Consider the following 18,198-nt stretch of genomic DNA (forward strand, 5'->3'; position numbering starts at 1 on the left):
AATTCTATGAATACAAAACCGTGTCATAAATTAAACAAACAAGCTACTTTTAGCTCTACAACTAAATACAATCAGTTTTTAAATTGGATTAGTGGAGAATTCGACTTGTATTTACAAGATGAAACTAATGGTTTACATGTTTTTTTTCCTGAAGGAAAATTTCACATCAGTGCTTTAGAAACTAAAGAAAAAACTATTGCTGAAATAAATTTAGAAAGTAAAATTCTAGAAAAAGGGCAAATTATTTTTGATAAAATAATGTCGGTTTATAACCTTTTATTAAAAAATTAAATTATGATTTTAATTGCAGAAAGTGGCTCTACAAAATGCGATTGGGTATTATTAAACCTAACAAAAAACGAGACTAAAAAGATTAGAACTAAAGGGTTAAATCCTGCAATTTTAAAAAAGAAAGAACTTAAAAAAGTAATTTCAGAAAACAAAGATTTAGCAAAACATAAAGAATCAATAAAATCAATTTATTTTTTTGGAGCTGGTTGTAATACAACTAAAAATAAAAACAAAGTACATTTAGTTTTAAATTCATTTTTCAAAAATGCTTCTACTATTGTCGAAGAAGATACCATGGCTGCAGTTTATGCTACTACTAAAACACAGGCTGTTGTTTGTATATTAGGTACAGGCTCTAATTGTTGCTATTATAATGGATCTACAATTATTAACAGATCTACTTCTTTAGGTTATATTGTTATGGATGAAGGAAGTGGTAATCATTTTGGTAAAGAACTTTTAAAAGCTTATTACTATCATCAAATGCCAGAAGAACTGCGTATCAAATTTGAAGAAAAATATGATTTAAGAGAAAAAAAAGTAATAAAGAAACTATATCAATCTAAAACACCTAATAAATATTTGGCAAACTTTGCTCCTTTTGTGTTTGAAAATGAAAGTTATGTTTTTATGAAAGATTTGATTAATGAAGTAATGAATACTTTTATTAAAAATCATATATTACAATACTCAAAAGAATTAGAAACAGTTCCATTACATTTTGTTGGTTCTATTGCTTATCATGGTAAAGAATATATAGAAAATCTATTGAAAAGACACCAATTAAAAGCTTCAAGTATTATTCAAAGACCTATTGATAACCTCATAGAATACATCAAAAAAGAGAATAAATTTAGCAATTAAAAAAATGTTAATGCATAAAAAAAACCTACTTTATTTAGTTTTACTATTAATTTTATGTAATAATTGCAATAATAAAAACAAACAAACCACTAGCCCTACTCTATTTAATTTAGTAGATAATAACATTACAAATATAAATTTTAAAAATACCGTAAAAGAAAATTTATACTTTAACTTTTTAAACTTTGCTTATATATATAATGGTGGAGGTGTTGCTGTTGGTGATATTAATAATGATGGTTTAGAAGACATTTACTTTACTTCTAACCAAAATTCTAATAAATTGTATTTAAATAAAGGCAATTTAGAATTTGAAGACATTACATTAAAAGCTCAAGTTTCTGATGAAATTGGTTGGACAACTGGTGTAACAATGATTGATATAAACAATGATGGTTGGTTAGATATTTATGCATGTAAATCTGGTTCTTTTGACAGTCATCAAAATAGAAAAAACAAACTTTTTATCAATCAAAAAAACAACACATTTAAAGAAAAAGGTGCTAACTATAATCTAGATCATTATGGTTTTTCTACTCAAGCATATTTTTTCGATTTTGATAATGATGATGATTTAGATATGTACTTAGTTAATCATCGTCAAGATTTTAGAAATAATATAAATATAGATCCAAGAATTCAGCAAACAAAAGAAGATTATAACTCTGATCAATTATTTAGAAATGATGGCACAACTTTTACAAATGTAACTAAAGAAGCAGGTATATTAAATAAAGCATGGGGATTAAGTGCTTCTATTGGAGATTTTAACAACGATAATTTACCCGATGTTTTTGTAGCTAATGATTTTTTAGAACCAGATTTTTTATACATAAATCAAGGAAATGGAACTTTTAAAGATGAAGCTTTAAAACATTTTAACCATATTTCTTCTAATAGTATGGGATCCGATTTTGCTGATATTAATAATGACTTACAACCAGATTTAGTTGTTTTAGATATGATGGCAGAAGATCATATTCGTGGTAAAGAAAATATGGCAACCATGAGTATTTCTAACTTTCATCAATTAGTTAACATAGGGTATCATCATCAATATATGTCTAACATGTTACAGTTAAATAATGGAAATGGAACCTTTTCTGAAATTGGGCAATTGGCAGGAATTGCAAAAACAGATTGGAGTTGGGCTCCTCTAATTGCAGATTTTGACAATGATGGATTTAATGATATTTTTATTACAAACGGCATAGAGCACGATTTATCTAATCAAGATTTTAGAAATCAAATGAGAAACAATATTAGAAACCGTAAAAAAGTTTCTTTAGAGCAAGCTATAAAAATGATGCCTTCTCATAAATTAAGTAATTACATATTTAAAAACCAACAAAACTTAACATTTAAAAACGAAACTAAAAATTGGGGGTTTAACACTAAAATAAATTCTAATGGAGCTGTTTATGCAGATTTAGACAATGATGGAGATTTAGATTTAATAGTTAACAATCAAGCTGAAAAAGCGTCCATTTATCAAAATAATTCTACCAATAATTATATTTCATTTTCTTTTAAAGGTTCAAATAAAAACAGTTTCGGAATAGGAGCTAAAATCTCAGTATTTTCAGAAAACTTACAACAAACTAAACAACATTATGCCAGTAGAGGTTTTCAATCTTCTGTTGGCAACACCTTAAATTTTGGAATAGGAAATAATAAAAAAATTGATAGTGTAATTGTTCAGTGGAAAAACGGAAAACAACAAATATTAACAGATGTAAAAATTAATACTAATACTATATTAGAGTTTAAAAATGCAACAAAAAGTAATACCTCATCTAAAATTGAAAGTAATTTGTTTGAGGCTATAAATCCATCAAATATTGGAATTAACTACACTCAAAAAGAGAATACTTTCGACGATTTTAAAATACAAATATTACTTCCACAAAAACAATCAGAAAAAGGTGCAGCAATTTGTGTTGCAGATATAAATAATGATGGTTTAGATGATTTTTTTGTTGGAAATGCAAAAGGAAAAACAGCAGCAATTTTCGTACAAACTAAAAGCGGAAAGTTTATAGAAACCAATAAATTTTTATTTGATTCAGAAAAAGAATTTGAAGATACTGATGCTACATTTTTAGATATTGACAATGATGGTGATTTAGATTTATACGTTTCATCAGGTGGTTATGAAATTGAAAGCAATAATAAATTTTTACAAGATAGAGTATACATAAACAATGGTAAAGGAAACTTTAAAAAAGGAGTTCTTCCAACAATGTTAGCTAATACTAAAGGGATTGCTTTTGCTGATTATGACAAAGATGGAGATATTGACATCTTTATTGGTGGTAATGTAAAACATGGTCAATATCCATTATCTGACAAACCTTACTTTTTAGAAAATAATAATGGAAAATATACAAACGTAATAGATAAAAAGTTTGATAACATTACCAATCTTAAAATGATAAATGATGCTGTTTTTACAGATTTTGACAACGATGGTGATAAAGACTTAATTGTTGTAGGAGAATGGATGCCAATTACAATTTATGAAAATAAGAACGCTAATTTTTTTCTAAAAGAAATAGAAGGAATAACCCCTTTAAATGGTTGGTTTCAATCTATCATAGCATCAGATATAGATAAAGATGGAAATATAGATTATATTGTTGGTAATTGGGGAAAGAACAATAAATTTCACCCAACTAAAGAGATGCCTTTACACATTTATGCAGACTATTTTGATGACAATAAAAGCTTTGATATTGCCTTAAGTAAAGTTTCTAAAACAGGTGATTTATTACCTGTTCGTGGTAAAGAATGCTCAACTCAACAAACTCCATTTTTAGGAAATAAAGTAAAAACATTTAGAGAATTTGCTGCTTCTACTATGCCAGAGATTTATGGTTCTGAAAAATTAAAAAATGCACATCATTATGTTGTACATAATTTTGCAACAGTAATTCTAAAAAACAAAGGAAATGGAGAATTTAAAATTCAAGAATTACCTAAAGAAGCTCAGTTTTCTCCAACTTTAAGTACAGAAATAATTGACATTAATAATGATGGAATTCTAGATATTTTAGGAGTAGGAAATATTTATAGTGCAGAAGTAGAAACTATTAGATATGATGCTTCTAAAGGCTTTATTTTATTAGGAAATAAAGAAAATATTTTAAGTTTTACAAAAGACAATGGTTACTTTAATAATAAAGAAGCTATTGCTTTAAAAAAAATTAATATAAATGGAAAATTACATCTTATAATCCTAAATAAAAATAGTGAACTAACTATTTTAAAAATAAAAAAATAGCGAACAATTTTTAAAAATTTTATTTAAATCGAACCCTATAAGATACTCCTAAAGAAGTGTATAAAAAGTAATCTCCAGGAGAAAAAGGCTTTTCTTCTCTGTAAAAATTAGCTGAAAAACCCCAAGCATTTATTTTACTTTTTGAGGAAAAATAATATCCTAAATTTATTTTTTGAGAATCTAATTGAAAAATTTCATCTTGACCAACATTCGTTACAAACCTATCTAATTCTGGAGAAATTCCAAAACCAGCTGAAACTCTAAAATAATTATCTGCATCAGAACCATATTTACGATATTCTATGCTTCCAGATTTACTTGACCCTGCATCATTTGGAGTAACATAAGTTCTAAAAACCCAGTAACTATTACCTGTATACCATCCTACAGAACCTGTATAAATTAATGTAGTAGTAGAAAATTTTAATCCTCTTATACCTAAAGAAGCTTCAAAGCTTTTAGGTAAAGATTTATACAATTCTGCACCATATCTAACACTTGGGTTTAAAGGACTATTAGAAAAACCTGCACTTAAATAAGCATACATACCTTCTACAATTCTAGGATATAAATCTAATTCGTACTGATAATTGTCTGTACTAAATCTATTAGAATAATTAAGTTTTGCTGTTATACTTCCATATTTTGTAGATCTAGAATAATTTATGGTAGCATAATGCATAGGATCTCTATCATTGTTTTTATAAATATCTACAGAGTAACTTACACCTATTGCATTATTTCTTAAAAGGTTGGTAATAGATTCTTTATAATCAATAGCTTTTTTATTATCTGGGTTTAACTCTAAAACACTGTTTATAGTTACAAAAGCTTCTTCAGTGTCTCCAGAATTAAATTCTGATTTAGCTTTTAATTGAATTAAATCTTCGTCTTTTGGAAAACTAATAATAGCTTGTTTAGACAACTCTAATGCTTTAAATGGTTTATCTGCCCATAACTCATTATTAATAGCTGCTACCCAAGTATTTTTCCTTTTTTTATCTCGTTTTAAAACTCTAGAAAACTCTTCTCTTGCTTGTGCATAATTTCCATCCCAAGAATATGTACTCGCTAAAAAAGCTCTAATATCTAAATAGTTTGGATATTTTGTTAAAATTAACCTTAAGGAATCTTGTGCTTGTTTACGTTTACCATTAAATGCTAAATCTCTAGCTATTTTAAAAGATTCATCAGGATCTCCATTAAATACTTTTTCTTGTGCTTCTAATTGATAATTGCAAAATAAAATCAGCATTAATATTTTACAAACTAATATTCTTTTCTTTATCATTTTAATGCGTTTTTAAATTTAATAAAATCAACATTTTTAGGTTGTTTTTTTAGAATACTGTCAATAATTTTATGAGCGCTTTCTATTTTACCCATAGACTCATAAGCTCTTGCCATTTTAAATGCTATTTCATCATTATCAACTTTATTCTTTTTAGCTTTTTCATATATTTTTATTGCTTTTTCGTTTTGAGAAGACCACCAATACATATCTAATGAAGCTAAATAAACATCATAATAATAAGGTGCTCTTTTTAAAGCATTTAACAATGATTTTTCTGCATCTTCATACTTCCTTTCCCAACCTAAAGTTCTTGCTTTTAACAAAATAACATCTACATAATTTGGTTCTGTACTTAAAATATAGTTACATAATAATCTTGCAATTTCTCTCTTATCATTAAAAGCATTTTCTCTAGCCACATTAAAAATTTCATTTAAAGATAAACCTTTTGTTAAAGAAGAAATTTGTTTTAATTCTTCTTCAGTAAATTTGTACTTTCCTACTACAGATTTAACGAATTCTTTAGGATAAATTTTATCTTTTTCTGTAACATATGCATTTATATTTTTAAATTTATTAAATGCTTTTGTGGCTTCTTCTAAAACATTGTTATTACTAACTTTATAGATATTAAAATCTTCATTTATTTCAAATATAGTTCCATCAGAATACAAATATTCTTTATAAAGAAAATCATTTAAACCTCCTTTATATCTCATTAACGGAATATTTTTTATGTTTCTAAATGTAGTTACTGTATCTAAACCTTTGCCAACAAAAGCAGTTTTTTCTGGTAATTGTACATTATAATTATTTGATAAAAATGATAGAAGACTTGGTGTAACATCAAAATGAGAAGAAATTGATTTTATTCTACTTGCTCTTTTTAACATTGGACTAAAAATGTATAGAGGCACATTAAATCTACACAGTTTATCTTTTTGAGAAATTGGTATTAACCTATGGTCTCCTGTAATAATAAAAACAGTATTACTATACTCTTTTCTTTTCTTATAAGTCTCCATAAACTTTTTAAGACTATTGTCTGCATATAAAATACTTGCAAAAATATCTTTATTTACTAAAAAGTCATTTTTATCACTTTTTAGATTTTTAGCGTTGTTTAAAATACTATCAACTTTAGTTAAGTAGATATCTTTTATAGGAAAAGTAAAAGGTTCATGTATCGTTTGAGTTGCAATTACATCTAATCTTGGTAATTTTAAATCATCGAAAACAGTTAACGCTTTTTCAAAGATTTCATTATCAGAATATCCCCAAGAAAATCCATTTGATTCGTTTACAGACTTAGGATAAGAACTATCATATTTCTTTTCATCAATTACATTATCAACACCATTATATTCTAAATAGTTTATCTTTTTATCGAAACTAGATTTATCACCACCATAAAAAGAAGTTGTATAATTATTATCTTTTAGCACACTAAATAAAGAAATGTGAGCAGGTGTTTTTGGTATTTCTAAAAATCCATTTTCACCAAAAGGTAAAGAACCTGTTATAGATGGCAATGCCCCAAAGGTTCGTCCAGCATTACTAACAAAATTTTGCCAGTATAAAGATTTTGGTATTAAAGAATCTAAATAAGGAGTAAAACCACTATAATTGTTACCATCTATAAACTCAGTTCCTAAACCTTCAACAATTATAAGAACAATATTCGGTTTTTGTTTAGAGTGATTAAAGTATGGTCCTAATACATCTTTTGTTACATCAGATGGTTTTAAAAGCGGATATTCATTATCATCTTTAAATTTATCCGTTTTTAAATTTGCTTTATTAATCTTAAATTTAATTACATCTTCTAAAAAATAATAGGTTTTATTTTGAAAATTAGATTCTGAAATGTTTGAAAATATAAATTTTACACAGATAACTATAAACGAAATAGCCAATAAGACTATTAAATATTTTCTTTTTAACATTACTTTTTTACTAAGAAAATGAACAATAACAAAAAGCAATGGAAAAAGTAAAAATGCTAAGTAATACAACAAAGATGTGCTTTCTGAAGAACTCACAGTAAGTACAATATCATCAAAAGAATAACCTAATAAATCTGCTCCAAGATTTAATAATGTGGTAAGGCTATATTTTGTTAATGAATATTCTATTAATACTAATAAAATGAAGATGAATATTATAAAAAATTTACCAAGTTTTTTTTTGACTTTATTTAATAAATAATAAAAAGGAAAAAAGAATGTAAAAATTAATAAAACCGTAAAAAAGTGATTTATAAATTTAAATGAAAAGGCTGTAAAAAAATTAATACTCTCTTTACCATTTATAATAGTTGTTATTATTTCGTACAAACTAATACAACAAAAAACCAATAATAATGATAAATTTAAAAGTAAATATGTTCTTGAATTATTTCTAAATATTTTCATAGTTCCATTTTTTGATTATTTAGACAATCCTTTTCTAGTCATTACCCCCCACTTTTTCTTTTTATTAAAATAATAATCATAATTACCTCTCATAGCTGCATACAAAACAAAAGGATGTAAAATTAGGGGCTCAAAAAATATAGTTAAAACAAGTTCTATACCTGTACCCTTTTTCTTGTATTGATGGTAAGTAAACTCTTCTGAAAATATAGCTACAAAAGAAAACACTAATGAAAATAGATATGCTACAAGAAAAAAACCTAACACAAAAACCCAATTTAGTTCTCTAAAAATTACTAGTAGTATAAAATAAATTATACCTAAAACCTCAACTATAGGAGCTAATCTTTCAAAAATATACCAATAAGGAAAACTTAACATTCCTAAAATGCCATATTTAGGATTTAAGCCAATATTTTTGTGCATTTTTAAAGTTTCTATTGTACCTCTAGTCCATCTATTTCTTTGTGAAGTAAAAATTTTATAATTGTCTGGAGCTTCTGTCCAACACAAAGGATCTGGTATATAAGCAACTTTATATTTTTGCTTTGTTTCTTCCATATACTTCCTCATTCTTACAACAATTTCCATGTCTTCTCCAACTGTTTTGGTATCATAACCACCAACTTTAATTGCTATTTCTTTATCAAAAATTCCGAAAGCACCAGAAATAACTAACAAACCATTTAATCTAGCCCAAGCCATTCTTCCTAAAAGAAAAGACCTTAAATATTCTAAAATTTGTGCTCTTTCTAACCACTTTTTAGGAAAATTAATTTCAAGTAATTTTCCATCTTCAATTTTACAAGAATTTGCTATTCTAATTACTCCTCCAGAAGCAATAACTTTTGTATCTGTATATTCTAAAAAGGGTTTAATCATTTTTTGCAAAGAGTCTTTTAATAAAAGACAATCTACATCTATACAAGCTATGTATTTATTTTCACTAAAGTTAATACCAACATTTAATGCATCTGCTTTTCCTCCATTTTCTTTATCTACAACTATTAATTTATCAAAAGCTGGATTTAAAGATTTAAAAACACCATGTCTTAATGGTTGTGTTTTTATTTTTTCGTCTAACAAATACTCTACTTTTTCTAAACTATAAGCTTTAATAAGTTTTTCTAAACTATCATCTTTACTCCCATCATTAACAATAATAACATTAAAGTTTACATAATGGATAGACAATAAAGACCTTACATTTTCTATAATATTTAAACTTTCATTATAGGCAGGTGCAATAATAGATATTGATGGTGCTAGGTCTGATGACAATAAATCTTTATACTGAAGAAAGCTATTTTTTTTAATATAATCTGATGTTTCTCTAGTAGAAAAGAAAGCTAATATTATATATGACGAAATTATTAATATGGTAAATATTAAGAAAAAGTAATAAAATACTTGAGCAACTGTATTTAGTATATAATTAATATCCATAATTACGATTTAAAAAATGAATAATTTTATTTAAAGAAGCATCATTAGAGTTTTCTTCTAACAATTTGTATTCTTTTTTATTTATTGAAACTAAAATTTCTAATGCTATAACTTTTACCTCAAAACTTTCTTCATTAATATGTTTTAAAATAAAGGTAGAATCTTCTTTAGTTGCTATTTCTTTTAAGAAATTCCAAAAAACGATTTTCTCTTTTTTAGTTAAATTCTCATAGTTTTTAATTAAAATACTTTTTGCTTCAATAAACTCAAATTTACTTAGTAATTCTATTGCCTTTATTCTAATAATTTCGTTTTCATGATTTAAAAGAAGCAGTAATTCGTCTTTAGTTTCAATTCTATTAAAAAGAGAAACAATATTTAAAGAAAAAAGTATTACATAATCATTATTAGATTTTAACCAATTAGAAATATCTGGCATTTCTTGATCATCAAACTTTTTAAGCTGACCTAGTAATTGTATTTGATCCCATTCAGAAAGAGGTCTTGTTAAATTATCTAAAAATTTTAATCCTTTAAAACCTAAAACCCCAATAAAATATAGGTGAGCTTCTCTTCTTACTTCTTCTCTTGGGTGGTTAATAAATTTAGAAACAGAGTTTTGAATTCCTTTTACCCTAAACAACCTTAAATCTCTTAATCCTAAAGCAATAGAGTTCCATTTTTTGCTATTTAGTTTAATTCTATCGTATTTATGAAGACCTAATTTTTCATATAAATCTCCCATATTTATGATTAAACCACCAGAAACTTCTTGCCTTAGTTTTAAAAAAATAGAAGTTATTATTTTTCTTTTTCTTCTATTTAATAAATCAGATTTTAGTTTGTTTCTTTTTTTATCATCTTTTAACTCTAAACCTTCATTTACAGCATATAAATATTCTATTAAAACTTGTTCGGTTTTCTTCTCGTAAATAGCATACTTTCTTGCATCAATTCTAATTTTATTTCTAAGGATAATTAGAAAAACAATTAAAATTAAAATAAATACAGATAAACCAAATACTATATTCCAAATAATAGTTTCAGTTATGTAATTGTCTATAGATATAAAGTAAAAACATTTTAGAAACATATTACATCTTTTTAAAGTAACATTTTCTTTACTCTAAAAACCAATTCGTTTGGTATAAGAGGTTTGCTCATAAAATCATTTGCGCCTAAACTAAATGCTTTTAAAACTGTTTCTTCTTGTCCTGATGAGGAAAAAACTAAAATTGGAGTGTTTCTTTTTAGTTCGTTTCTAACGTAACTTATTATTTCTAAACCGCTAAAATAATCCATCATAATATCTGTTAATATTACATTTGGATCATGTTTTTCAATTAACGTTTTAGCTTCTTTTCCATCTGTAGCAAAAAACAATGTATAACCTTCTTTTTTTAAACTTAATTTTAAAAGAAGATTTAAAACGGAATTGTCTTCTGCAATTACAATTTTTATTTCTTTTGACATATTCTGGAGGACAATTAACACTAAAAATACAAACTATTTTACTAAAATAATAGTGTAAAATATATCTTTTGTACTTTTAACAAATCAACATTTAAATATATCTTCTAAGTTAAGCTAAAAATATGGATTTTAAAAGGTTTTTAGAAAGTAAAATATTAGATTTATCGTCGATAAAAAGTTTTTTTTCTGATGATAAAGAACTTCTTATAGAACTAATTGCTGTTTTTATAAACGACACAAAACCAAAGGTTAAAGTTTTAGAAAATAACATAACAAATTTAAATTTTACTGAAGTAAGAGAAATATCCCACTTTTTTAAATCTTCATTTGGTTTAATGGGTATTAATTGTGTAGATGATTTAACTATTTTAGAAGATTTAGCAATAAAAAAAGAAAACCCCAAACTTATAACTAGTAAGTTAAAGTCTGTGGTTTCTTTATGCAATAAATGTATTGTAGATTATGAATCTATATTAAAAAACTTAGAGAATCATACTTAATTAAAATCTATTATCTCCATCTAATAAATCTCCTATTCCGCCTAAAATACTTCCTTCTCCTTTAGTTCCATTTCCTGTTCTTGGAGCCATTGCCAAAACTCTACCTGCCAATCTACTAAATGGTAAAGATTGTACATAGACAGTTCCAGGTCCTTTTAAAGTTGCAAAAAACAACCCTTCTCCTCCAAAAACTGTGTTCTTTATTCCTCCAACAAATTCAATATCATAGTCTACAGTTTGTGTAAAACCAACAATACAACCAGTATCTACTTTTAAAACTTCTCCTGGTTTTAATTCTTTTTTAGCCATAGTTCCTCCAGCATGAATAAAACCTAGACCATCTCCTTCCATTTTTTGCATGATAAAACCTTCTCCACCAAACAAACCTCTACCTAATTTTTTAGAGAATTCTATACCTATAGAAACTCCTTTTGCTGCACATAAAAAAGCATCTTTTTGGCAAATAAACTTGCCTCCAAATTCGGTTAAATCTATTGGTACAATTTTACCAGGATAAGGAGATGCAAAAGAAATTTGCTTTTTTCCTATTCCAACATTTGTAAAAACGGTCATAAATAAACTTTCTCCTGTTAAAATTCTTTTACCAGCAGAAAATATTTTACCTAAGATTCCTTTTTCTTGATTAGATCCATCTCCTAAAATTGTATTCATTTTAATTTGATCATCCATCATCATAAAAGTTCCAGCTTCTGCAACTACACCTTCTTCTGGATCTAATTCAATTTCTACAAATTGCATTTCTTCACCAAAAATTTTATAATCTATTTCGTGAGCATTTTGATTTGATGAGTTTTGAGGTATTCTATCTTGATACATAATTAATTTTTTAAGGTTTACATTATATAAGAAGTATTGATAACATTTTTGTTACATTAATTTATAATTATTTCTCAAATTTAAGATTTTTTAATTAATAACTTTTTTACATCATCATTATAAATTAGATGCGTAATAAATTTAAATTCAGGTTATTTTAACAGAAAAAGTTTACTAATAATATGGTTTTAAAAAACCTAAAACCTATGATTATTATTTTAAAAACTTTAACAATAATTTTACTTTTAGTATAATTTTAAACAATAAATTTGTATAAAAATTAAAGAAAAAAATGAAATATTTATCTCCAGAAATTGAAGCTCTTTCTAAACAATTTGAAGTAACAAAATCTTTAGCACGTACAAATGTATCATGTGGTATTTTTCAAGATTGTGATTATAATGAAGAAAGACCTCAACTGTATAAAAAGAAAGAATAATTTATGGTTTCACTCTTAAACTCCAATGAAATTGGAATTTAGAAACTACTACTCCATCTTTATTTTTCCCTTCAGAAGTTAATACAATTACTTGTCCTTCTCCTGTTGCTATAGATTTTTTAATTGCATTTCTAATTTCATCACCCCCATTGCAAGTAAAAATAATTTTACCTGTAGCTTTTTTATAAAACTCTGCTTCTTGTTTAGTTACTAACATAGAAACTTTTCTGTTAGAATCTTTAATTGCTTTCATTACCAAAACACCTGTTGGCATTTCTGCTGCCATACCTTGAGCTGCCCAAAAAATACTTTTAAACGGATTTTGATTCATCCATCTGTGTTTTATAGAAACAACAACTTTATCATTAGAAATAGAACGTACTCTAACACCTCCTATATAAGCTAATGGAAGATTTATAAAGTTAAAAAGGTTCACTTTACCTGGAGTAAATTTCATTTAGAATCAATTTTAAAATTTTAACATAATTTCTTTCGTTGACAAGATAACTAAAATAAACGAATCAAAAACATCAATGTTTACAATACATACAAAGCTTTTTAATCAAAAAATCTACTCATTTAAATTTGTTAAAAAAATGTTAATTATAGTACTATGTATTGCATAATACCTTTTTTAAGATATATATTTGCATAAGAAAGTATTATATATTTCAGAAATCATGAAACAAAATAACGAAAACACCAATGCCTTTTTAATACATATTTCTGCATTTGCAGGATTTATGTTTCCATTTGGAAATATAATTACACCATTAATTGCGTGGCAAACTTTAAAAGATAGAAGCGTATTTTTAGATGAACAAGGTAAAGAAGCTGTAAATTTTAACATCAGTTATTCTTTATACATATTTATTTTAACAATGTCTTTTGTTCCTGTTTTTATTGGTTCTGTATTTAGAAACTTAGACAATTTTAATAGTTTTAATCACATTAATATAGATTTTGACTCTAATAATATTTTTGGATTTATTGGCTTAGCTTCTTTAGCAGGAATTGTTGGCTTAATAAAAGTTGCATTGATAATAATTGCATCATTAAAAGCAAAAGAAGGAGAAAATTATAAGTATCCTTTTACAATAAAATTTATTAAATAATCATTTAAAACCACAATAAATGAAGATAGAAAACACAAAAGCACAAATGCGAAAAGGTGTTTTAGAATATTGCATTTTATCTATTTTAAAAAATGGAGATGCTTATACTTCTGAAATTCTTAGTACGTTAAAAAGTGCAGAAATGATTGTGGTTGAAGGAACCATATATCCGTTATTAACACGTTTAAAAAACGCAGGCTTACTAACTTATAGATGGGAAGAATCAACCTCTGGACCACCAAGAAAGTATTACGTTTTAACAGAAAACGGAGGCATGTTTTTAAAAGAATTAGATAAAACATGGAGCAATTTAGTAAACGCAGTTAACCAAGTAATTAGCACAAAATCAACGAAAAATGAATAAGACTATTAACATAAATTTAGGCGGATTTTTCTTCCACATAGATGAAGTTGCCTATCAGAAACTAAAACGATATCTAGAATCTATTTCTAGATCATTAAGCGATGATCCCCAAGGAAAAAATGAAATTATTGCAGATATAGAAGCTAGAATAAGTGAATTATTATCTGAAAAAATTACAGATGCTAGACAAGTTGTTAATGAAGGTGATATTGATGATATCATTAAAATAATGGGACAACCAGAAGATTATGCTGAAGCTGAAGAAACTTATAACGACTCTAGCTATTCTTATAAAAGAAATAGTTCTTCTGGAAAAAAACTATTTAGAGATGGTGAAGATAAATTTTTAGGTGGTGTTGCATCTGGTGTTGCTCATTATTTTAACGTAGATACTATTTGGATTCGTCTTGGATTATTAGCATTATTCTTTGGTGGTGGTTTTGGAATCATCTTATATATTATTCTTTGGATTTTACTGCCAGAAGCTAAAACTACTGCAGAAAAATTACAAATGGAGGGTGAGCCTGTAAACATAGATAATATCGAAAAAAAGATAAGAGAAGAGTTTACAAATGTTTCTGAAAACGTTAAAGATTTAGCTAACCAAGCTTCAGATAAAATAAAAGATGGTGCCTCAGAAATTTCTCAAAAAATGAACCAAACTTTTTCGGGAAAGGCAAGAAAAAATAACGGACTACAAGATTTTATCAATACTATAGGCAAGATTATACTTGTGTTTTTTAAAGTAATTGGTAAATTTATTGGAGCAATACTAGTCTTTGTTGCTGCTGCTGTTATTTTATCACTAATCATTAGTGGGTTTTCTGTTGGAAGTTTAGAATGGTTAAATGTAGATGGAGAATTTTTACAATATCCACCATTTTTCTATGACGCTGTTTTACCTAAATGGGTATTAACGTTAGCATTGTTTTTATTAATTGGTATTCCTTTTTTAATTTTATTTGTTTTAGGATTAAGAATACTATCTAGCAGTGTAAAACAATTTACAAAAGCTACATCTTTAACTTTATTAGGTATTTGGATTGTTGCTTTATTAACAATGATATTTACTGGTTTAGATTTTGGAACATCTCATGCAAACTATGGGCAATCTGTTAAAAAAACAACTTTAAATATTGCTAAAAATGACACTCTAACTATAAAAATGGTTAATGATGATGAAATTTATTACAGACATAATTTAAGAAGAAGTTCTCATAAATATGAAGTTGAAGTAGATGGTGTTACAAAAGTATACTCTAATTATGTAAAAGTAGATGTAAAAAAGAGCAATTCTAATGAAGCTTACTTTATTCTTCAAAAAGAATCTAAAGGTAAAAGCAAAAATAGCGCCAATAAAAATGCCGAAAAAGTTGAATATAAATTCGAAATTATAGACAATACAATTGTATTAGATGCTTACTATTTGTCTGAGTTTAAAAATATGTGGAAAGATGAAGAAGTAAATATTACATTTTACATACCAGAAGGTAACACTGTTTATTTTGACTATACAGTAAGAAACTTTTTATATAATGTAGATAATGATGAAGACATTTATGATAAAGATATGGTAAATCATCATTTTAAAATGAATGCAGAAACATTAGAATGTACAGATTGTGAAGAAGAAACTGAAGAGGAAAATATTATTGAACAAGAAAGTATTTAATACAACTCAACTATAAAAAACAACAATTGAGTAACCAACTTTTGATTTTAAGCGTCTATTAATAGACTTTTACAATCTAATTAAAAACTAAACTTATGAAAAATTCAATATCAAAAATTATAACAGTACTATTTATAGCAACTATTTTTACTTCTTGTAGTGTAGATGTTTTTAATAGAGTTAATGGTAATAAAAATGTAATTACAGAAACTAGAAAGACTTCTAGCAAGTTTACAGGAATTAAAGTAAGCACTGGTATAGACTTATATATTACACAAGGTTCTAAAAACAAAATTACTGTAGAAGCTGATGAAAATTTACATGATATTATTATTACAGAAGTTGAAGATGGTATTTTAAAAGTGTATTCAGAAAAAAGTATTTGGAGAGCAAAAGCTAGAAAAGTACATGTTACAGTTAAAAATTTAACTTCAGTTAGAGCTACAAGTGGAAGCGATGTTTACGGAAAAGGAGTTATTAATACTGATGAAATTTCTATTGCAGCTACTAGTGGTGCAGATATAAAAATAACTGTAGATGCTACTAGTGTAGAAACAAGCTCTACAAGTGGATCTGATATTAGAATTTCGGGTAGTTCAATTAACCATGCTACTAGTGCAACTAGTGGAGCATCTATAGATGCATACGAATTAGAAAGTAAAAATGTAATTGCTAAAGCTACTAGTGGAGCAGATATTAATGTTTTTGCTTCAGAAAAATTAGAAGCAAAAGCTACTAGTGGTGGAGATATTGATTTTAAAGGAAATCCAAAATCAGTAAATAAAAAATCTTCATCTGGAGGAAGCGTTTCTAGAAAATAACCAATTATCAATCAACCAAAATTAGTTTTCTTGTGGTTGTTAAGTACAACCACAAGATTTTAAAAAACCAACCAACAATGAATAATTTTCTAGAACCTTTTAAAAATTCTATCCTTATAAAAGTGCTCATTTTTATTGCAATGTTGTTTTACAATTTTGTTTTAAATGCTCAAGTTGATAAAAGTTCTGACTTATTTAAAACACTAAAATCTAAAGATAGCATCATTTTTAAACGTACTTTTAACTTATGTGAAGTTGAAAAGCTAGAACCAATTATTGCTGATAATTTTGAATTTTATCATGATTTAGGAGGAATTCAGAATAGAGAAGAATTTATAAATTCAATTAAAAACGGACTTTGTTCTAAACCTGGTAATAATAAAAGAAAATTAGTTACAGGTACTTTAGAAGTACATCAATTAAACAAAAATGGTATTCTATATGGAGCCATACAAAAAGGAAAACATACCTTTTTACAAAAACAAAATTCAGAATTTAAAACTGTAGGAATAGCAGATTTTACCCACGTTTGGATTCTAGAAAACGAAAAATGGAAATTAAAAAGGGTTTTGAGTTACAACCACAAACCTTTATCTGAATAAAATTTTATTAGAATAGCTAACTCTAATATAATAGTTACTAATACTTGGTTTTATTAGTTTACTTGGTAAGTCGTCGTTTTGTAAAAAACGACGCTTACTTTATTTGTTTAGTTTGTATTTTAAGCTTAAAAAAAAATAACTTAATTAACTACTGATATAAGTTATTTAAACAAACGTATATCTGTGTAAATAATCACTTATTAAAAAAAAAATGGAACGATTAACAAAATTCATTGAAAAGAATATTTCAGGAAAAAAAGTTTTAGGCCTTTTTATCTTGACCAATATAGTATACACTTTTATGCTAACTGTTACAATCCCCAAAACAATGGGATTCTCTAATGGGATGAAATTATTGGATATGATGCCAACAGGATATAGTTTTAATTATGTAAGTGATTTATTCAATTCACTTGGAGAAAATGGACGTTTGACATATCTAACCAATCAAATACCTGTTGATATGATTTACCCATTACTGTTTGGACTTTCTTACTGTTTGCTTTTGGGATATTTCTTGAAAAAATTGAACAAATTAAATTCCCCATATAATTATCTCTGTCTTATACCTATAATTGCAGGAATTGCAGATTATTTAGAAAATATCGGAATTATTACAATGCTTAAAAACTATCCAAAATTGAAAGAGACTACAGTGTATACAACTAATATATTTTCAGTTATAAAAAGTATTTCAACAAGTATATTTTTTATTACACTAATAGTAGTTGGAATAAAAGTTATTAAACAGAAAAAAAGAGCTAACACTTTATAATAATTATT

General features: G+C 26.1%; 18 protein-coding genes. 11 read left to right on the forward strand and 7 right to left on the reverse strand.

Annotated features, from left to right (window positions below):
* The first annotated feature begins 6 nt into the window (after positions 1 to 6).
* Genes MPF13_RS06990 through MPF13_RS07000 form a run of 3 tightly spaced genes read left to right on the forward strand, consistent with a single transcriptional unit; the run spans position 7 to position 4,438 of the window.
* Positions 7 to 291, forward strand: a complete 285-nt coding sequence (locus MPF13_RS06990; protein WP_249981644.1) for a hypothetical protein — start codon at positions 7 to 9, stop codon at positions 289 to 291.
* Positions 292 to 294: 3 nt separating this feature from the next.
* Positions 295 to 1,155: an N-acetylglucosamine kinase gene (locus MPF13_RS06995; protein ID WP_249981645.1), complete on the forward strand. Its 861-nt coding sequence runs from the start codon at positions 295 to 297 to the stop codon at positions 1,153 to 1,155.
* 10 nt (positions 1,156 to 1,165) lie between these two features.
* Positions 1,166 to 4,438: a VCBS repeat-containing protein gene (locus MPF13_RS07000; RefSeq protein WP_249981646.1), complete on the forward strand. Its 3,273-nt coding sequence runs from the start codon at positions 1,166 to 1,168 to the stop codon at positions 4,436 to 4,438.
* A 19-nt stretch (positions 4,439 to 4,457) separates the two neighbouring features.
* On the opposite strand, the gene MPF13_RS07005 is transcribed toward MPF13_RS07000, so the two are convergent.
* The 5 genes from MPF13_RS07005 to MPF13_RS07025 are packed head-to-tail and all read right to left on the reverse strand — an operon-like array spanning position 4,458 to position 11,065.
* Positions 4,458 to 5,729: a YaiO family outer membrane beta-barrel protein gene (locus MPF13_RS07005; protein WP_249981647.1), complete on the reverse strand. Its 1,272-nt coding sequence runs from the start codon at positions 5,727 to 5,729 to the stop codon at positions 4,458 to 4,460.
* Positions 5,726 to 8,146, reverse strand: coding sequence for a sulfatase-like hydrolase/transferase (locus MPF13_RS07010; protein ID WP_249981648.1), 2,421 nt, complete (start codon positions 8,144 to 8,146; stop codon positions 5,726 to 5,728). Before MPF13_RS07010 ends, MPF13_RS07005 begins: the two co-directional genes overlap by 4 nt.
* A 15-nt stretch (positions 8,147 to 8,161) precedes the next feature.
* Positions 8,162 to 9,592, reverse strand: coding sequence for a glycosyltransferase family 2 protein (locus MPF13_RS07015; protein WP_249981649.1), 1,431 nt, complete (start codon positions 9,590 to 9,592; stop codon positions 8,162 to 8,164).
* Positions 9,582 to 10,685, reverse strand: a complete 1,104-nt coding sequence (locus tag MPF13_RS07020) for a hypothetical protein (protein WP_249981650.1) — start codon at positions 10,683 to 10,685, stop codon at positions 9,582 to 9,584. The genes MPF13_RS07015 and MPF13_RS07020 overlap by 11 nt, the downstream gene beginning before the upstream one ends.
* Before the next feature lie 11 nt (positions 10,686 to 10,696).
* On the reverse strand, positions 10,697 to 11,065 hold the full coding sequence (locus MPF13_RS07025) for a response regulator (RefSeq protein WP_249981651.1): 369 nt from the start codon (positions 11,063 to 11,065) through the stop codon (positions 10,697 to 10,699).
* A 122-nt stretch (positions 11,066 to 11,187) separates the two neighbouring features.
* On the opposite strand from MPF13_RS07025, the gene MPF13_RS07030 reads away from it, so the two are divergent.
* Positions 11,188 to 11,565 carry an Hpt domain-containing protein gene (locus tag MPF13_RS07030; protein WP_249981652.1) on the forward strand — a complete coding sequence of 126 codons (378 nt, stop codon included), beginning with the start codon at positions 11,188 to 11,190 and terminating at the stop codon, positions 11,563 to 11,565.
* Here MPF13_RS07030 and MPF13_RS07035 read toward each other — a convergent pair whose 3' ends face one another.
* Positions 11,566 to 12,402 (reverse strand): TIGR00266 family protein, encoded by an 837-nt coding sequence (locus MPF13_RS07035; protein WP_249981653.1) that lies wholly within the window; start codon positions 12,400 to 12,402, stop codon positions 11,566 to 11,568. It abuts the gene before it with no gap.
* 292 nt (positions 12,403 to 12,694) lie between these two features.
* Between MPF13_RS07035 and MPF13_RS07040 the strand changes: the two genes are divergently transcribed.
* Positions 12,695 to 12,841 (forward strand): hypothetical protein, encoded by a 147-nt coding sequence (locus tag MPF13_RS07040; RefSeq protein WP_249981654.1) that lies wholly within the window; start codon positions 12,695 to 12,697, stop codon positions 12,839 to 12,841.
* Between the two features lies 1 nt (position 12,842).
* On the opposite strand, the gene MPF13_RS07045 is transcribed toward MPF13_RS07040, so the two are convergent.
* Positions 12,843 to 13,298 carry a DUF4442 domain-containing protein gene (locus tag MPF13_RS07045; RefSeq protein WP_249981655.1) on the reverse strand — a complete coding sequence of 152 codons (456 nt, stop codon included), beginning with the start codon at positions 13,296 to 13,298 and terminating at the stop codon, positions 12,843 to 12,845.
* A 223-nt stretch (positions 13,299 to 13,521) separates the two neighbouring features.
* Between MPF13_RS07045 and MPF13_RS07050 the strand changes: the two genes are divergently transcribed.
* The 6 genes from MPF13_RS07050 (at position 13,522) to MPF13_RS07075 (ending at position 18,190) form a co-directional block, all read left to right on the forward strand.
* Positions 13,522 to 13,956, forward strand: coding sequence for a DUF4870 domain-containing protein (locus tag MPF13_RS07050; protein WP_249981656.1), 435 nt, complete (start codon positions 13,522 to 13,524; stop codon positions 13,954 to 13,956).
* A 19-nt stretch (positions 13,957 to 13,975) separates the two neighbouring features.
* Positions 13,976 to 14,320 carry a PadR family transcriptional regulator gene (locus tag MPF13_RS07055; RefSeq protein WP_249981657.1) on the forward strand — a complete coding sequence of 115 codons (345 nt, stop codon included), beginning with the start codon at positions 13,976 to 13,978 and terminating at the stop codon, positions 14,318 to 14,320.
* A complete protein-coding gene (locus MPF13_RS07060) occupies positions 14,313 to 15,992 on the forward strand; it encodes a PspC domain-containing protein (protein WP_249981658.1) in 1,680 nt (559 codons plus the stop codon). Before MPF13_RS07055 ends, MPF13_RS07060 begins: the two co-directional genes overlap by 8 nt.
* Before the next feature lie 95 nt (positions 15,993 to 16,087).
* The gene (locus MPF13_RS07065) at positions 16,088 to 16,813 is read left to right on the forward strand and encodes a head GIN domain-containing protein (protein ID WP_249981659.1); all 726 of its coding nucleotides are present in this window, start codon (positions 16,088 to 16,090) and stop codon (positions 16,811 to 16,813) included.
* A 77-nt stretch (positions 16,814 to 16,890) separates the two neighbouring features.
* Entirely contained in the window at positions 16,891 to 17,415 is a 525-nt protein-coding gene (locus tag MPF13_RS07070; protein ID WP_249981660.1) for a nuclear transport factor 2 family protein, read from the forward strand.
* A 211-nt stretch (positions 17,416 to 17,626) separates the two neighbouring features.
* Entirely contained in the window at positions 17,627 to 18,190 is a 564-nt protein-coding gene (locus MPF13_RS07075) for a hypothetical protein (RefSeq protein ID WP_249981661.1), read from the forward strand.
* Positions 18,191 to 18,198: the final 8 nt, after the last annotated feature.

The organism is Polaribacter sp. Z022 (genome assembly GCF_023555495.1).
Taxonomy (GTDB): domain Bacteria; phylum Bacteroidota; class Bacteroidia; order Flavobacteriales; family Flavobacteriaceae; genus Polaribacter.

What these genes read in the sequence shown, in the direction of transcription:
- MPF13_RS07045 (WP_249981655.1), bottom strand. Translation starts at nt 13,298, where the DNA reads ATGAAATTTACTCCAGGTAAAGTGAACCTTTTTAACTTTATAAATCTT.
- MPF13_RS07000 (WP_249981646.1), top strand. Translation starts at nt 1,166, where the DNA reads ATGCATAAAAAAAACCTACTTTATTTAGTTTTACTATTAATTTTATGT.
- MPF13_RS07015 (WP_249981649.1), bottom strand. Translation starts at nt 9,592, where the DNA reads ATGGATATTAATTATATACTAAATACAGTTGCTCAAGTATTTTATTAC.
- MPF13_RS07040 (WP_249981654.1), top strand. Translation starts at nt 12,695, where the DNA reads ATGAAATATTTATCTCCAGAAATTGAAGCTCTTTCTAAACAATTTGAA.
- MPF13_RS07010 (WP_249981648.1), bottom strand. Translation starts at nt 8,146, where the DNA reads ATGAAAATATTTAGAAATAATTCAAGAACATATTTACTTTTAAATTTA.
- MPF13_RS07030 (WP_249981652.1), top strand. Translation starts at nt 11,188, where the DNA reads ATGGATTTTAAAAGGTTTTTAGAAAGTAAAATATTAGATTTATCGTCG.
- MPF13_RS07065 (WP_249981659.1), top strand. Translation starts at nt 16,088, where the DNA reads ATGAAAAATTCAATATCAAAAATTATAACAGTACTATTTATAGCAACT.
- MPF13_RS07025 (WP_249981651.1), bottom strand. Translation starts at nt 11,065, where the DNA reads ATGTCAAAAGAAATAAAAATTGTAATTGCAGAAGACAATTCCGTTTTA.
- MPF13_RS07075 (WP_249981661.1), top strand. Translation starts at nt 17,627, where the DNA reads ATGGAACGATTAACAAAATTCATTGAAAAGAATATTTCAGGAAAAAAA.
- MPF13_RS06995 (WP_249981645.1), top strand. Translation starts at nt 295, where the DNA reads ATGATTTTAATTGCAGAAAGTGGCTCTACAAAATGCGATTGGGTATTA.
- MPF13_RS07035 (WP_249981653.1), bottom strand. Translation starts at nt 12,402, where the DNA reads ATGTATCAAGATAGAATACCTCAAAACTCATCAAATCAAAATGCTCAC.
- MPF13_RS07055 (WP_249981657.1), top strand. Translation starts at nt 13,976, where the DNA reads ATGAAGATAGAAAACACAAAAGCACAAATGCGAAAAGGTGTTTTAGAA.
- MPF13_RS06990 (WP_249981644.1), top strand. Translation starts at nt 7, where the DNA reads ATGAATACAAAACCGTGTCATAAATTAAACAAACAAGCTACTTTTAGC.
- MPF13_RS07005 (WP_249981647.1), bottom strand. Translation starts at nt 5,729, where the DNA reads ATGATAAAGAAAAGAATATTAGTTTGTAAAATATTAATGCTGATTTTA.
- MPF13_RS07070 (WP_249981660.1), top strand. Translation starts at nt 16,891, where the DNA reads ATGAATAATTTTCTAGAACCTTTTAAAAATTCTATCCTTATAAAAGTG.
- MPF13_RS07050 (WP_249981656.1), top strand. Translation starts at nt 13,522, where the DNA reads ATGAAACAAAATAACGAAAACACCAATGCCTTTTTAATACATATTTCT.
- MPF13_RS07020 (WP_249981650.1), bottom strand. Translation starts at nt 10,685, where the DNA reads ATGTTTCTAAAATGTTTTTACTTTATATCTATAGACAATTACATAACT.
- MPF13_RS07060 (WP_249981658.1), top strand. Translation starts at nt 14,313, where the DNA reads ATGAATAAGACTATTAACATAAATTTAGGCGGATTTTTCTTCCACATA.